Source organism: Thiomonas sp. SCN 64-16, from assembly GCF_001725585.1.
GTDB classification, from domain to species: Bacteria; Pseudomonadota; Gammaproteobacteria; order Burkholderiales; family Burkholderiaceae_C; genus Thiomonas; species Thiomonas arsenitoxydans.
In genome coordinates, this window is sequence record NZ_MEGQ01000032.1 from 1 (window position 1) to 15,183 (window position 15,183).

Annotated in this window: 16 protein-coding genes; 1 reads left to right on the forward strand and 15 read right to left on the reverse strand. The window is 64.9% G+C overall.

The genetic code is table 11. The features are described from left to right. The coding region (locus tag ABT24_RS09985; RefSeq protein ID WP_286737772.1) for a methyl-accepting chemotaxis protein at positions 1 to 415 on the forward strand (415 nt) is incomplete at its 5' end. A gap of 21 nt (positions 416 to 436) precedes the next feature. Here the strand turns inward: ABT24_RS09985 and fliN are convergent. The 15 genes from fliN to ABT24_RS10060 form a co-directional block, all read right to left on the reverse strand. Next, entirely contained in the window at positions 437 to 871 is a 435-nt protein-coding gene (fliN, locus tag ABT24_RS09990; protein ID WP_276731678.1) for a flagellar motor switch protein FliN, read from the reverse strand. Positions 872 to 900: 29 nt separating this feature from the next. After that, positions 901 to 1,911, reverse strand: a complete 1,011-nt coding sequence (gene fliM / locus ABT24_RS09995; protein ID WP_276731680.1) for a flagellar motor switch protein FliM — start codon at positions 1,909 to 1,911, stop codon at positions 901 to 903. An 83-nt stretch (positions 1,912 to 1,994) separates the two neighbouring features. Beyond that, complete coding sequence (locus ABT24_RS10000) at positions 1,995 to 2,564, reverse strand: flagellar basal body-associated FliL family protein (RefSeq protein WP_276731684.1); 570 nt, start codon at positions 2,562 to 2,564, stop codon at positions 1,995 to 1,997. Between the two features lie 167 nt (positions 2,565 to 2,731). Beyond that, complete coding sequence (locus tag ABT24_RS10005) at positions 2,732 to 4,054, reverse strand: flagellar hook-length control protein FliK (RefSeq protein WP_276731688.1); 1,323 nt, start codon at positions 4,052 to 4,054, stop codon at positions 2,732 to 2,734. A 73-nt stretch (positions 4,055 to 4,127) separates the two neighbouring features. Next, positions 4,128 to 4,619, reverse strand: coding sequence for a flagellar export protein FliJ (locus ABT24_RS10010; protein ID WP_276731691.1), 492 nt, complete (start codon positions 4,617 to 4,619; stop codon positions 4,128 to 4,130). Between the two features lie 92 nt (positions 4,620 to 4,711). Continuing rightward, entirely contained in the window at positions 4,712 to 6,058 is a 1,347-nt protein-coding gene (locus tag ABT24_RS10015; protein ID WP_276731694.1) for a FliI/YscN family ATPase, read from the reverse strand. A 24-nt stretch (positions 6,059 to 6,082) separates the two neighbouring features. Further along, on the reverse strand, positions 6,083 to 6,817 hold the full coding sequence (locus tag ABT24_RS10020) for a FliH/SctL family protein (protein WP_276731698.1): 735 nt from the start codon (positions 6,815 to 6,817) through the stop codon (positions 6,083 to 6,085). Positions 6,818 to 6,852: 35 nt separating this feature from the next. Beyond that, positions 6,853 to 7,869: a flagellar motor switch protein FliG gene (gene fliG / locus ABT24_RS10025; protein ID WP_276731701.1), complete on the reverse strand. Its 1,017-nt coding sequence runs from the start codon at positions 7,867 to 7,869 to the stop codon at positions 6,853 to 6,855. Then, the gene (fliF, locus tag ABT24_RS10030; protein WP_286737776.1) at positions 7,859 to 9,520 is read right to left on the reverse strand and encodes a flagellar basal-body MS-ring/collar protein FliF; all 1,662 of its coding nucleotides are present in this window, start codon (positions 9,518 to 9,520) and stop codon (positions 7,859 to 7,861) included. The genes fliG and fliF overlap by 11 nt, the downstream gene beginning before the upstream one ends. A 68-nt stretch (positions 9,521 to 9,588) precedes the next feature. Beyond that, positions 9,589 to 9,942, reverse strand: coding sequence for a flagellar hook-basal body complex protein FliE (gene fliE, locus ABT24_RS10035; protein WP_276731706.1), 354 nt, complete (start codon positions 9,940 to 9,942; stop codon positions 9,589 to 9,591). A gap of 99 nt (positions 9,943 to 10,041) precedes the next feature. Then, positions 10,042 to 11,556: a sigma-54-dependent transcriptional regulator gene (locus ABT24_RS10040; RefSeq protein WP_276731710.1), complete on the reverse strand. Its 1,515-nt coding sequence runs from the start codon at positions 11,554 to 11,556 to the stop codon at positions 10,042 to 10,044. Between the two features lie 129 nt (positions 11,557 to 11,685). Next, entirely contained in the window at positions 11,686 to 12,813 is a 1,128-nt protein-coding gene (locus tag ABT24_RS10045; RefSeq protein ID WP_276731712.1) for a sigma-54 interaction domain-containing protein, read from the reverse strand. A gap of 36 nt (positions 12,814 to 12,849) precedes the next feature. Continuing rightward, entirely contained in the window at positions 12,850 to 13,641 is a 792-nt protein-coding gene (locus ABT24_RS10050) for an SPOR domain-containing protein (RefSeq protein WP_276731715.1), read from the reverse strand. Beyond that, positions 13,638 to 14,534, reverse strand: coding sequence for a flagellar motor protein MotD (gene motD / locus ABT24_RS10055; RefSeq protein WP_276731718.1), 897 nt, complete (start codon positions 14,532 to 14,534; stop codon positions 13,638 to 13,640). Before motD ends, ABT24_RS10050 begins: the two co-directional genes overlap by 4 nt. A 39-nt stretch (positions 14,535 to 14,573) precedes the next feature. Beyond that, positions 14,574 to 15,179 carry a PilZ domain-containing protein gene (locus tag ABT24_RS10060; RefSeq protein ID WP_156052814.1) on the reverse strand — a complete coding sequence of 202 codons (606 nt, stop codon included), beginning with the start codon at positions 15,177 to 15,179 and terminating at the stop codon, positions 14,574 to 14,576. Positions 15,180 to 15,183 lie beyond the last annotated feature (4 nt).

Sequence of the window (15,183 nt, forward strand, 5' to 3'; positions counted from 1 at the left end):
GACCAATATGCTGGCTTTGAATGCGGCGATTGAAGCGGCCCGGGCTGGGGAGCATGGCAAGGGCTTTGCGGTGGTGGCCGCGGAGGTGCGCAAGCTGGCGGAGCGCTCTCAGGTGGCGGCCAAGGAGATTGGCGATCTGGCGACTTCGACGGTGAAGCAGGCGGACGCCGCGGGTAGCCTGATTGCGCAGATGGCGCCCCATATCTCGAAGACTTCGGATCTGGTGCAGGAGATCACAGCCGCTTCGGAAGAACAGGCCACGGGGATGCAGCAGATCAATCAGGCCGTCGCCCAGCTCTCCGCCGTCACCCAGCAGAACGCTTCGGCTTCGGAACAACTCGCGGCGACTGCCGAAGAGATGAATGCGCAGGCGCAGGCCTTGCAGGAAAGCATGCTGCAGTTCAAATTGGCTTGAGCCGTCGGCTTTTCTAACAGCTCAAGCCAGACGCCGGGCGCGCTCGGTCGGGCTGACGATGTCGGTCAGGCGAATGCCGAACTTGTCATTCACCAGCACGACTTCGCCGCGCGCGATGAGAAAGCCGTTGACCAGCACATCCATCGGTTCGCCGGCGAGCCGGTCGAGATCGACCACTGATCCTTGCGCCAGTTGCAGCAGTTCGCGAATCTGGATTTTGGTGCGGCCCAGCTCCACCGACAGCGTGACGGGGATGTCCATCACCAGATCGAGCTGGTTGTTGGGCGCTGCGCCGCCCTGATCGGCACGAAGTTCGGCGAAGGGAGCGGGTTGCACCTTGGGCGGCTCTGCCGCAGCGGCCACTGGCTCGGCGGCAACGCCCTGCTCCGCCATGGCTTCGCCCCAGTCCGCCAGATCGTCGGCTGCTGCGGTGTCGGTGGGGGTGTCTTCTGCCATGGAATGTCCTGCGGAATAAGGGATCGGAATCAGTGCGCGCCGTGCGCCAGGAGTTGCGCCTTCTCGGGCGCCTCCGGGAAAAGCTGCTGGCGAATCTTGAGCGCCATCTTGTCTTCGTGCCGTCCATACTCACCCAGCAGCACGGGAATACCGTCCACGCGGGCAATCACGGTTTCGGGCATGTCCACCGGCAGGACATCGCCGACCCGCAGATTCAGCAGTTCGCGCACCAGAATTTGCCGCTGCAGCAGTTCGACGCGCATTTCCACTTCGGCCTCGCGCATTTCAGTCTGCAAGGCCTTGACCCAGCGGTGATCGACTTCGCTGCGGTCGGTGGTCATGCCGGTGGTGAGCTGGTCGCGGATGGGTTCGACCATGCTGTACGGGATGCACACATGCAGGCTACCGCCGCCGCCCTCGATCTCGACATCGAAGGTCGAGACTATGACCACTTCGGTCGGGGTGGCGATGTTGACGAACTGCGGGTTGACTTCGGAGCGCGTGAGCTCGGGCTCCAGCGGCAGCACGGGCGCCCAGGCGGTTTTGTATTCCTTGAACACCATGTCGAGCATGCGCTTGATGATGCGCTGCTCCAGCGGGGTGAAGTCGCGGCCCTCGATGCGGGCGTGAAAGCGGCCATCTCCCCCGAAAAAGTTGTCGATCACACTGAAAATGAGCCGCGGGTCGAAGATGAACAGCGCGGTTCCGCGCAAAGGTTTCATCTGCACCAGATTGAGATTGCTGGGCACGACCAGGCCGCGAATGAACTCGTTGTACTTGGTCAGCTTCACCGACGACACCGAGATTTCAGAGGCGCGCCGCAGAAAGTTGAACAGACTCACCCGCCACAGCCGGGCGAAGCGCTCGTTGATGACTTCCAGCGTGGGCATACGCCCGCGCACGATGCGGTCCTGACTGGCCAGGTCGTAAGGACGCACGCCCCCTTCATCCGCCGCCTCCGGTTCGGCCACCGGCTCTTCGCCTGAAATGCCGCCGAACAGCGCGTCGACTTCGTCTTGGGAGAGGACGTCTTGAACCATGTCAGTTCCGCACAGACGTTATGAGGAAGAAGGCACTGCCCTCGCGGAGCAGCGAGCAAATCGAGCGTCGGGGCTGTTTCATTTCACTGCACCACGAAAGCGGTAAAAAACACGCCGTCGATCGGCGCCCCGTCATGCCCATGCGAAGCGGCAGCCGCGCCGCCCCCGCCGCCATGTTCCCCACCTGCAGCGGCCACCGCAGGCGCGCCTTCGAGCACCTTGTTCACCGAATGCAGGATGTCTTCGCGCAGGTGATCGCGCCCTTCCACCGAATCGACCTTGTCGATCGACTGGGCCGCGAGGATGCGCAGAATGTTGTTGCGGAGTTCGGGCGTCATGAGCTTGACCTTGCCTTCAACCGAAGGATCGTAAGTCTTGAGATCGATCTTGACCTGCAGGTAATGCACTGTGCCGTCGGTACTCTGCAGATTGGTGACAAACGGCTCCATGCTGATGAAACGCATGTTCTTCGCCTTCTCGGCCGCAGCCTCCGCAGCCAGCTCGGCCGCGGTGGGCGCCGCCTTGGGCTTCATCAGAAAAAATGCCGCCGCGCCGCCCCCGGCCATCAGCACGATCACCGCCACCAGAATGATGATGATCAACTTGGTCTTGCCGCCGCCCTTTTCCTTGGCCTTGGCCTCTTGTTCCGCCATACCCCACTCCCGATGTGCTGATTGGGGCGCGCACGCTGCGCACCCTTTGCGCGTGAAGGACGATCAATGCGTTTTCACTGTAGGGTTTAACGACACAAGGGCGGGGTTTTTGAAGGGGCGCGGCTTCGTGCAGCACACCGACCGCAGCATGAAAGACTCCCAGGTTCTCACACATAGGTGTTCACCAGTCCCTGCTGCCAGCGCAAGACCTGCGCGGCAGAAGCGCCCGATGCGCCGCCTGCGGCGATGTCGGCAATCGCGTTCGATCCCGGCGCGCCGCGTTGCGAGCGTGCCTGCTGGCGATCGCCCTGCCCGCCTTGGGCGCCGACGGAAGTCTGGCCGAGCGACAGCCCGGCCCCGGCAAACACATCGCGCAGTTGCGGCAGCGCCGCCTCGACCGCCTGCCGCACCACGGCATGCGCAGAGACAAACTGCGCCTGAATCTGGCCATCGTGCATCTGCAGATGGACTTCGAGCGGCCCGAGTTGCGGCGGATTGAGATGCAGCGTGGCGAATTGCTGCTGCCCCTGTGCTGCCAGCAAAACCTGTTGATTCATCGCCTGCCCCCAGTCGGGCGAACCCATATGGGCGGGCACGGTAGCCGCCCAGACCGTCTGCGATACTTGATTGGCCTGCGGGTTGGCCTGTGGCATACCCAGAGTCAAAGCCTGCCCAATCTGGTTTTGCGAGACAACAGACGGAGTTGAGTCGGCATGGTTCGATGGTGCGGCCTGCAGGGCCGAAAGGCCTGAAGCCGTGGTGAGGGACTGATGCAGGGCCGCGAATCGGCTGGGCTGTGCGGCGTCGGCAGCGTTGCCCGCCAGATTCTGCATCCACGCGGGCAGGCTCTCGGCGGCTTTGGTTGTGCCGCCCGTCGTGACGCCTGCTGGCGCTCCCGCGCGCCCGAAGTTCGCCTGCCGGTCTGTCAGCGGGTCATTCTGCGGTCCGGCAAGCATTGCAGAGGTCGGCAGAGTTTTGGCGTCTTGGGCCTCAGCCGTCGGGGTGGCAATGGGCGCGGCAACCGAGGTGGCAACCGGCGCCTGCAGCATGGCGGCGAGCACGGGGCCAGGTACTGCTGCTGGGCTGGCATCCTTCGGCGCAGTCTTGCGGTCGTCCAGCGGCAAGGTTTTGCCGCTTTGCGCTGCCGCCATTGCCGCTTCGAGCGCCCCGCTGGTCTGCGGGGCTAGCGCCGATGCGCTCGCATTCGCCGCTGCAGAATCTTGTGATGGCGCTGATGACTGCATCTGCGACGAATCGGCCTTGCCCTGCGCCTGCGCTGCAACCTTTGCGTCTGAAGATGAAGCCTCGGTCGGCTTCTGCGCCTTTACCGAATCTGCAGACGCCGACGGCGAAGCCGCGGCCTTGCCCGCCCGCGAAAGCGCGTCGGAAAAGCGTGGCCCGGTCTCGCTTTGAGACGCTGCAGCCCCGGCCGACATTGATTCGGCAGGCGGTGCAGCGGGAGTGGACACGACAGGAACGATCAGCGGCATGATGGCGGCTCAAACGAGTAGATACCCGTTCTAAGCAAAACCTGCGCCAGCCTGACTAACTGATTTTTCGACTTCAGAAATCAGACCGCTGCTGCGAGCTGGGCAGGAATTGCGACGCTCGCCGTACCGCCCATTCCTGCAGGTTTTTCAGCGCGCTGGCCTTTTGTCCCTGGCGTTTTTGCGCCTGATGCTGGTCGATCAGCACCTCGAACGCCTTTTCGCGCTGGCGCGCTGCCGTCCATTGCCCCATGAGTTCGGTCAGGATGAGCTGCTGGCGGTTGAGTTCGACTTTCTGCGCGGTGATGGCCGATTCGATACGATCGACAAAACCGCGCAGGTCGCGCACCTGACTCCAGGCGGTGCCGGCAGTGCCCAGAGTCTGGATCTGTTCACGATATTGCGCGGCATAACTTTCAAGCTGTGCAAGCTTCGCCTGCGCGGTTCGAAGAATGTCCTGCTGTTTACCCACGAGTTGACCCGCATTCTGACTGGCCTCTACGGCTTGCACATGCAAAGCCTGAAGGGTCTCCAGCCGTTGCGGGCTGAGGGTATTGTTGTAGGTCATGCGTTGGGGGCCGAATTTGATTCAGGCAAAGTGTAAACCTTGCACCCGGCAGGCCCAAACTTCCCTGTCGAAATCGTCAAAAACCCGACATTTCAAACAAGGTAGGGCGTCATCAGATCGGCCAGTTCCTGTCGGCTCTGTGTCAGACCGACAGCGGCGTGCATGTCCTGAATCAAAAACTCGCGGATGCCGGCGTGCGCCTGCACCGCCTGGTCGAGTTGCAGGTCGGCGCCCGGGGTGTAGGCGCCCACCGCGATGAGGTCTTGCTGGCTGGCGTAGCGCGATTGCATTTCCTTGAGCTTCTGCATGCGCCGAAGTTCCAGCGGGGTTGCGATGGCCGGCATCACGCGGCTGATCGACGCCTGCAGGTCGATGGCCGGAAAGTGCCCCTGCTCGGCCAGACGGCGACTGAGCACGATGTGGCCGTCGAGAATGGCGCGCACGTTGTCGGCCACCGGGTCTTGCTGGTCGTCGCCTTCCATCAGCACGGTGTAGAACGCGGTGATGCTGCCGCCGCCCTCCGGCCCGTTGCCCGCGCGCTCCACCAGCGCCGGCAGCTTGGCGAACACCGAGGGCGGAAAACCGCGCGCCGCCGGGGGCTCGCCTGCGGCCAGCGCCACCTCGCGCAGCGCCAGGGCGTAGCGGGTGACCGAATCCATCAGCAGCAGCACGTTCAGCCCCTGGTCGCGGTAATACTCGGCCATCGCGGTGGCCAGACGCGCGCCGCGAATGCGGGTCAGCGCCGGAGCGTCGGCCGGGGCGGCCACCACGACGGCCCTGCTGCGCCCTTCCACGCCCAGAATGTCTTCGATGAACTCTTTGACCTCACGGCCCCGCTCGCCGATGAGGCCCACCACGATGACGTCGGCATTGGTGTTGCGCGCCATCATGCCCAGCAGCACGCTCTTGCCCACGCCGCTGCCCGCGAACAACCCCATGCGCGCGCCACGGCCCACGGTGAACAGCGCATTGATCGCGCGCACGCCCACGTCGAGCGGCTGGCGCACCAGCGCCCGGGCCAGCGGGTTGATCTGCTGGGTGGACAAGGTGGTGTAGTGTGAGGCCAGCAGCGCGCCGTCGCCGTCGAGCGGACGGCCGTTGCCGTCGAGCACGCGCCCGAGCAGCTCGGGCCCGACGGGAATGCGAATATCGCCCGGCACGGGATGCACCCGCGCCCCCGGTGTGAGGCCCTGCACTTCGCCCAGCGCCATGAGCTGCACATGATCGCCGTTGAAACCCACCACTTCGGCGTCGATGACACGGTTCTGCTCGGTGCTGATGCGGCAACGCTCGCCCAGACTGGCCTCCAGCCCCTGCGCCTCGAGAATGAGCCCCCGCACCCGCACCAGGCTGCCGCTATAGACCAGGGGCAAAGGCCCGCCCGATTGCAGACGAAGTTGCAAAGTCTGCAGATGGCGCGATACCCGGGCCAGACTCATTGAAACCCCCTCATTGCAGCCCCCTCATTGCAGCCCTTCCTCGAAAAGCCGGGCCATGATCTGCCGCCAGCGCTCTTCGACGCGCAGATCGAGTTCGCTCACTGCCTCGCGCGAGCGCGTGCGCCAGCGGCGGTCGGGCGTGGCGGTCTGCCCCGGCGCGGCAGCGGCCACGATCAGATCGCCGCGCTGCAGGGCGTCGTCCGCAAGCAGGGTCACGCCGCTGCTTTCGAGATCGGGCGCGACGTTGCGCAGCACGTCCAGATCAAGGGGATGAAGCCGCACCGAAGGCACCCCGGCCTGCGCCGGAAAAGCCGCCAGCGCCTTGCGCACAATGGGCTGCAGCGCTTCGGGCTGAGTGCGCAGCTCTTGCAGGATGACCTGCCGCGCCAGTTCGAGCGCCAGCGCCACCAGCGCCGTCTCGGCCTCGGCGTCGAGCGCGGCCACGGGTTGGGTGACGCGGGAGAGCAGCGCCTGCAGCGTCTCACGCTCCTGCTGCGCCTGCGCCCGCCCGGCGGCCAAGCCCTCCGCGTGTCCAGCGGCATAGCCCTCGCGATGGCCTTCTTCCAGGCCCGCCTGTCTACCGTCTTCGCGGCCCTGCGCCTCGGCCTGCGCGTACACCGCCTCGAACTGCTGCGCGGTCGGCGGGCCGCCGACGGTTTGGCGAGTGGGCTGCACCGCGGTACGCACAGCAGGGTCCATTTCCTGCGGCTGCCAGCGCCGTGCGGCTTGCGCGTCTTCCTTGGGAATGATGCCGCTCATGGCTTCGGTGAGAACCGGTTACTGATTACCAAGCCTCAGCCGACGAGTTGTTCGCCGCCGCCGCTGCCCAGCTGAATCTGGCCTGCCGCTTCCAGGCGCGAGGCGATCTGCAGAATTTCCTTCTGCGCGCCCTCCACCTCGGTGAGCTTGACCGGCCCCTTGGCCTCCATGTCGTCGCGCAGCATTTCAGAGGCGCGCTTGGACATATTGCTGAGAAATTTCTCCTTGAGCGCGTTGTTCGTGCCCTTGAGCGCGAGGATCAGCGTTTCCGACGAAATTTCGCGCATCATGGTTTGCAGACTGCGGTCGTCCACATTGATCAGGTCGTCGAAAACGAACATCTGGTCCTGCACCTTGGTCGCCAGTTCTTCGTCCTGCGAGCGCAGATGCTCCATGATGCTCGACGACAGCGCGGTTTCCACCCGGTTGAGAATCTCGGCGGTGACCTTCGGCCCGCCCACGGAACTGACCTGCACGCTCTGCGAATCGCCCGAGAGCTGCTCTTCGAGCACTTCGTTGAGCTCGCGCAGCGCGCTGGGCTGCAGGCCGTCGAGCGCGGCCAGTCGCAGCATGGCTTCGCCGGCCTGGCGCTCGGTGAGAAAGTGCAAGACCTCGCCGGCCTGCTCGGGCTCGATATTGGCCAGCACCAGCGCCACCACTTGCGGATGCTCCAGCTTGATCAGCTCGGCAATGGCGCGCGGCTCGAGCCACTTGAGGTTCTCCAGACCGTTCGATTCGCCGCCGTGCAGAATGCGCTCGATCAGCGAATTGGCGCGCTCGCCGCCCAGCGCCTTGGTCAGCGCGCCGCGCAGAAATTCGTTGGAGCCCAGACCGAGTGCCGTCTGCTGCTCGATTTTTTCGCGGAATTCGCGCATGACCGCATGCGCCTGGTCGGCGCTCACCCGGTTGAGTTTGGACATGGCCACGCCCAAACGCTGCACTTCGCGCGGCCCGAGATGGCGCATGATCTCCGCGGCCTGGTCTTCTCCCAGACTCAGCAGCAGCACGGCCGCGCGGTCGAGTCCGCTGAAATCGGCTTGTTCACTGGCCATCGGACAGCCACTCCTTCACCACCTGCGCCGCCCGCCGCGGGTCTTGCTTGACCAGTTCGCGCGAGATCGCCGCATCCGTCTCCAGGGTATTGCTCAATTGCACCGTGTCGGGCGCCAGCGAACCGGGCATACCGCCCGCCGCCATTTCGGCGCCCGCACCCGGGCCGGATGACTTTTGCGTGCCGTCACTCGGCGTCTTTTCACGCGCGGTCTCGTCGACCTCGGCGGCTTCTTTGCCTTTGCGACGTTTGGCCTTGACATCGCCGCTCGTCGCCTTGCGCATGGCGCGGTAGGCCATCAAACCGAGAATCAGGGCGATGACGTAGGGCACGGCCTGCCGCACGCCGTCCCAGACCCAAGCCTGGCGCCACAAGGGCAACTGCTTCTCGGCCTCTTTCTGCGCGGCAGTGAAGGGCATGTTGACAATGCTCACGGTGTCGCCGCGCTTGGCATCGAAACCGATGGCGTTTTCCACCAGCTGCTTCATTTGCCCCAACTGCGCCGCGCTCAGCGGCACGGGCTTGCCGCCCTTGGCCTGATCGTTCACCAGTACGGAAACCGACAGCCGCTTGACCGAGCCGACCGGCTGCTGGGTATGGCTGACCGTTTTGTCGAGGTCGTAATTGCTCGTGGCCGATGAGCTGGCCGCCGTGGGCGCCAGCGTCTTGAGGCTGGGGGTGATCTGGGTGAGTTGCTGGGGCGTGAGCGGCGCGGAAGCCGTGCCCATGACAAAAGGAGCGGTGACCCCGCCCGGCGGCTGGTTGCTCAGCGCGCCGGGTACGCCGGCGGGCAGCGTATGGCCCTGGCCGTAAACCACCGAGCTGGATTCCGTCTTGGCGAAATCGATGTCGGCCGACACCGCCACGCGTACCCCCTCGTTGCCCACCAGAGGCGCGAGCAGCGCTTCGATCTGCTTGCGATATTGCTGCTCGATGGTGTTGCGATACATCAGCTGGTCGGGCTGTATGCCGCTGTCGGCCCGCTGCCCGGAGGTGAGCAGATTGCCGTCCTGATCGACCACGCTGACGTTTTTATCCCCCAGCCCCGCCACGGCGGACGACACCAGATGCACGATGCCCGCCACCTGCGCACCGCTGAGCACCCGGCCCGGGTAGAGCTTGAGCAGCACCGAGGCTGAGGGCTTCTCGGCCTCGCTCAGGAACACGGAGGGTTTGGGAATGGCCAGATGCACCGTGGCCGATTGCACCGCCGAAAGCGATTCAATGGTGCGCCCCAGAGAACCCTCCAGCGCCCGCTGGTAATTCACGCGCTCGACAAACTGGCTGGTGCCCATCGGCTCGTGGTCGAGCACCTCGAAGCCCACGCCCGCGCCTTTGGGCAGACCATTGGCCGCGAGTTTCATGCGGGTGGCGTACACCTGCGCCGAGGGCACTTCGATCACCGCGCCGCCGCCGGTGATGCGGTAGGGAATGTTGAGCTTTTGCAGTTCGCCAATGACCGCGCCGCCATCGCGCTCGGAAAGATTGGTGTAGAGCACCTGATAGTCGAGCCGGCTCGTCCACATCAGGGTGACGATAACCAGCGCGATCAGCGCCGCCAGACCCGCCAGCCAGGTGAAGCGCTGGTTCATATTCATCTGGCGGAAGGCGCCCAAGGGGTCTTGCAGCGCGGCGGCGGTGGTCGTGGCCATGAGGGGGCGTCAGGAGAGGAGCGTCAAAAAAATGTCATTCGGGGAAACGGCGTGGTGCGATAGGGCGATCAGGCCTGAATGTTCATGATGTCCTGATAAGCGGACACGAGCTTGTTGCGCACCTGCAGCACCGCCTGAAACGACAGGCTGGCCTTTTGCGAGGCGAGCATCACATCGCTCAGACTCACATCGCCCTTGCCCGATACGAACTGCTGCTGCAGGGCGTTGGCGTGCTGCAACTCGCCGCTCACCCCGTCGATGGCACTCTTGAGCGTGGCGGCGAAGTCGGATTGTTGCGAGGCCGCGGTGGCGCCCAGCGCCGCTGCCGCATTGCCGCCCGCCGCGTCTGCGGGCCGCGCTTGCGCCTGCGCGGTGAGGCTGCGCATTTGGGCAAGCACGCTTTGCATGGGATCGATCTGCATGAGGCCTCCGGCAATTTTTCGTCGATTCAACCGGGATTAAACCGGTGTTTTGCCCCTTTCAAGCAAAACACGTTCCAGCTATGGCTGGTTCAAGGCGCGTCAGGGTGCATCAGGCAGTTCCGGCAGTTCCAGCCCGGCTTCGCGCAGCTTTTGCAGTTTGTGGCGCAGGGTTCGCGGGCTGATGCCCAAACGCTCTGCGGCCCGCTGCTTCGAGCCCTGGCAGTGCTGCAGCGCGTCGGCGATGAGCTGGCGTTCATTCAACGCCAACTCGCTGCCGAGATCGCCCGCAAAGGGCTGCGGCGTAAGTGGATGTGGATGCCGCGTAAGTGCTTGCGGCGTGAGCTGCGGCTGCGTAGGCGCCGAAGCGCGCTGAAGGCTCTCGGCGGCGGGCGGCGGAAACAGCAGATCGGCCGCTGAAATCACCCCGCTTTGGCTCAGAATGGTCGCGCGCTGCATCACATTGTCGAGTTCGCGCACATTGCCGGGCCAGCGGTGCGCCAGCAAGGCCTGCTGCGCTGAAGAATCGAGCCGGGGTGACGGTGTGATGCCAAACTGCGCCGCATGGCGTACCAGCATGGCCTTGGCCAGCGGCAAAATGTCGTCGCGGCGCTCGCGCAGCGGCGGAATCTGCACCGGAAACACATTCAGCCGGTAATACACGTCTTCGCGCAACACGCCTTGCTGCACCGCCTGCTGCAGATCGCGGTTGCTGGTAGCCACCAGTCGCACGTCGAGCGCGATGCGTTTGCGCCCGCCCAGGCGTTCGATTTCGCGCTCCTGCAGCACGCGCAGCAGCTTGGTTTGCAGCGCCGGGGCCATTTCCGTCACTTCGTCGAGCAGCAGCGTGCCGCCCTGCGCCTGTTCGAATTTGCCCGGCGCCGACTGCCCTGCCCCGGTAAAAGCGCCCTTCTCGAAGCCGAACAGCGTGGCTTCGAGCAGGGTTTCAGGAATGGCGGCGCAGTTGATCGCGATGAACGGTCCCGCCGAGCGCGGCGACTGCGCGTGCACATAGCGCGCCATGACTTCCTTGCCCACACCGCTTTCCCCCAGCAGCATGACGGTGACATCGGTCTGCGCGGCGCGACGGACGATGGTCAGAATCTGCTGCATCGCGGCAGACTCGGCGATCAGGCCGCTGGCGGGTCCGGGCGCCGATGTTGTCTTTGTCGAGGCCGCGGTCGGCGCCGGGCTTGCGACCGGGGCTGAAGCCGCGACGACCTTGGTTTTTGGCGGGGTCAGCGACGTCGCCGAAGGCACGAACTGACGAATCTTGGACAGCGCCTGCGAGAGATCGAGGGGCGCGTTCAGATAGTCCGCCGCGCCGCTTTGCAGCGCCTGCACGGCCGCCTGCACCGAGGCATGCCGCGCCACCATCAGCACCGGCAACGTGGGATGCATGCCGTGCAGCCGCGCCAGCACCCGCGCCGCATCGATGCCCACCCCTTCGCCATCGCAAAACACCAAATCGGGCGACCAGCCCTGCTCGACCGCTTTCAGGGCGGTGTCTTCCGCAGTATGCAGCGCGGCCACGCAACCCGCGCCCTGCAATTCGTCGCAAAGACGCTGGCCACGCGCGGCGTCGTGGTCGATCAGCAAAATTCGCGGGGAAGTCATCGGGAAGGGTCGAAATCAGGCAGAGAAGAAACAAGAGGGCATGCAGCCCGGCAGCAAGTTAGCAAAACCAAGGCCTGAGACGTGACGATTTTCCGTCACCCGCACTCGCAACAGCGGCAAGCTGCGAATTTACTCGCGCGCCTCGGCGCCCAGGCCGTATTTGCGGATTTTCTCCACCAGCGTGGTGCGGCGCAGGCCGAGGTGCTGCGCGGCATGCGCGATCACATGGCGGCTGCGCTGCAGCGCCTGTTCGATCAGGCTGCGTTCGATCTGCTCCAGATAGGCGCGCAGGTCCATGCCTTCTTCGGGCAGAACCGGCTGCAGGACGGGCTCGGTCATGGCCTGCATCAACGCTTGCAGCCCCTCTTGCTCGTCGTCTTCGGCGGCGGGGTTCGTGGCCAGTTGGGGCAAAGCCGCCTCGGTCACGCTTAAATCTCGTCCAAGATCGCGCGCCAGATCGCCGCCGGCGCGCAGCTTGGGCGGCAGGTCGGCCAGACGCACGATGGAACCGGCATGCAGGATGAGCAGCCGCTCCATCAGGTTCTGCAATTCGCGCACATTGCCGGGCCAGCGATAACTCAGCAGGGCCTGCTGCACGCCGTCGCCAAAACGCACCCGCCCCAGCCCCTGCGCCTCAAGGCGTTGCAAGGCGTGTTCGGCCAGCAGCAGAATGTCTTCGCCGCGCTGGCGCAGCGGCGGCACCTGCACCGGAAACACGTTGAGGCGATAGTAAAGATCTTCGCGAAACCGGCCCAACCCGATCTGCTGCTCCAGATCGCGGTGCGTTGCCGCCACGATGCGCGCCTGCGCGCTCAGCACTTCGTTGCCCCCGACACGCTCGAAGCATTTTTCCTGCAGCACCCGCAGAATCTTGACCTGCAGCGGCGGGCTCATCTCGGCGATTTCGTCGAGAAACAAGGTGCCGCGCCCGGCCAGTTCAAACCGGCCCTTGCGCGCATTGAGCGCCCCGGTGAACGCGCCCCGTTCATGGCCGAACAGCTCGCTCTCCATGAGCTCGCCAGGAATCGCGCCGCAATTCACCGCGACGAAAGGCCGGGCCGCGCGCGGCGACTGCAGATGCACGGTGCGTGCCACTAACTCTTTGCCCGTGCCCGATTCGCCGAGTACCAGCACCGTGCTGTCGGTCTGCGCCACACGGCGAACCTGCTCGCGCAAAGTGCGCATCGGCGGGCTCTCGCCCAGCAGCAGATCGGGGCTGTCGGCAGTCAGGAGATGGGGTGCGCGGTCGTCAAGCATGGCGACATTCTCGCAGCCCCGCGAATGAGGGGTGCATCAACCTAGCTTGCGCAAAATGCCTTCCACCCCGGTGAGTTTGTGCAACGGGGCTTTTGCATCACGCGCCGATGCTGCATTTCTATAGGGGCCGACGTAGAACAGATGCAGCCCGCGCACTTGCTGTGCGGCCACGCAAACCTGGGTGTAGCCCGCGCGGTGCAGCTTGCTGGCCAGACGGTCAATGCTCTGCTGCTTGCCAAAAGCGCCCACCTGCACATACCAGCCCGCCGCGCGGCAAACCCCCACCGCCCCAACGCGCTTCGGCTTCGCTGGGGTCGCCGCAGCACGCGCGGGCTCGGTACGGGCGTGAACCGCGGGCTTGTGTTGCGCGGGCTTGTGCTTCACAACGGGCTTGCTCGGGGCTGCGGCGGTGACCGCTGAACTCGCAGTCTCGACAACGGAGGTTGGCGCCGGGGTCGGTGCCGAAGCGGTTTGGGTTGGCGTTGCAGCGGATGCCACCCTTGCGGCCTGAGACGCCGTCTCCGCAGCCGCCTTTGGCGCGCTGGCCGCAGACAGCGCGTCCATCGCGGCGGCCGCGGCCCGCTCCTGCTGCGCCGTGCTCATCGCGGGCTTGGGCGCGGCTGCCGCCACCGCGGAAGCCGCCCGTGCTGCCCTATTGGAAGCGCTGGACGCAGGATGAATGACCGTGCTCTCGGTGCCCGGCGTGGGCTTGCGCAGGCCGACCACCGCCCAGACGATGAGGCCCAGAAGGATGAGAACGCCGAGAACGAGAATGCTGCGATTGAGCCAGCGCAGACGGTTTTTCAGGGGTTGGAGATCGTCGTTCAAGAGTGCTTTCCGGGGCTGGGCGGCGTGACGGACTGCGTGACTGGCGACACAACGGGCGACACAACATCGGGCGTCGCGGCGCGCGCTTCTGCAGGGTTGAGGGGCGTATCGGTCACGGTCGCATTGCTGAGGGGAGACACGATCACCACGCTCACACGGCGGTTGGCCGCGCGACCTTTGGCGGTGTCGTTGGATTCGACCGGATGATATTGACCATACCCCGCAGCGACAAGCTGTTCGGGTTTCACCCCCTGCGCGATGAACATTTCCACCACCGACACCGCCCGCGCCGCAGACAGCGCCCAGTTCGACGGGAATTGCGCGGTATGAATCGGCGTGGTGTCGGTAAAACCGTTGACCTGAATCGGGTAGGCCACCCCCTGCAGCACCCCGGCGATCTGGTTGAGCAGGTCTTGCGCCTGCGGGGTGAGCGCCGCCTGACCCGAAGCGAACAACACGGTGTCATGGATGTCGATCACCACACCCAGCGGGGTCATGCGCACCCGCACATCGCCCTTGCGAATGGCGCTGGCCAGCAGCGTTTGAATCTTCTCGGCTACGCCCTGCAACGTCTTTTGCACTTCCTTGGCCCCCGGCCCGCCTCGGCCTGGCTCGATGATCTCGGGCTTTTGCTGTTTGGGAATAGGCGGCAGATCGATGGCCGAGGGCATACTGTTGAACGGCTGGCCTACCTGCACCGGGTTGGGCGTGGTGGGCTGGCCGGTGAAGGCGGCGATCATGGTCTGCGACAAGACCTTGTACTTGCCTTCGTTGAGCGAGGAGATCGAATACATCACCACGAAAAATGCAAATAGCAGGGTGATGAAGTCGGCATACGACACCAGCCACCGCTCGTGGTTTTCGTGTTCTTCGTGGGCTTTTTTACGGGCCATGACTCAATTCGTTCGAGGTCTCTACGCCAGCAAGGCGGCTCAAGCGCCCTGCCGCTTCCGCGCCACCTGGCGGCGATGGTGACGGAAGATCAGCCGGTCGAGGTCGTTTTGCACCTGCTGATCGAGTGGATCGAGCTCCAGGGTGTGCCAGAACTGGCCGCGATCGGGACGTTGTTCGGTCATCAGGCCGGAAAGCACCAGCGGCAAGGCAATGCGATGACGCAGGTAGATGCGCGCCCACAGACGCCGCCCGACTTCGAGCGGCTGCTCGCTGGCCCAGCGCAGTTTGCGCGAAGACAGCGCGCAGGGCCGCTCCGGCGGCAGATTGCCCAGCCCGCGCAGCGCCGCGCTGGCCATCAGCAGCAAAAGATCGACGCGGCGCTCCAGATTTTGGATGGGATCGGCGCGGCCATGTTCGCCGTCGTGCGACACGGTGGGTTCGTCGAGCATGAGCAGAGCGCGCAGCAGGGTGTTGTTGTCCGCCATGACTTCTGCGCGGGCCTGTGGCGGATTGAGTTCATCTACCCAGTCCAGCGGAAACACGCCATCGAGCTGCACCGCTGCCACAGCGCCGTGCAGCGCGTCGGGGTGGCTGGCGAAAAACCGGGAATCCGGGAAATCAGCGGGCTCGTTGGACTGGGACATGACG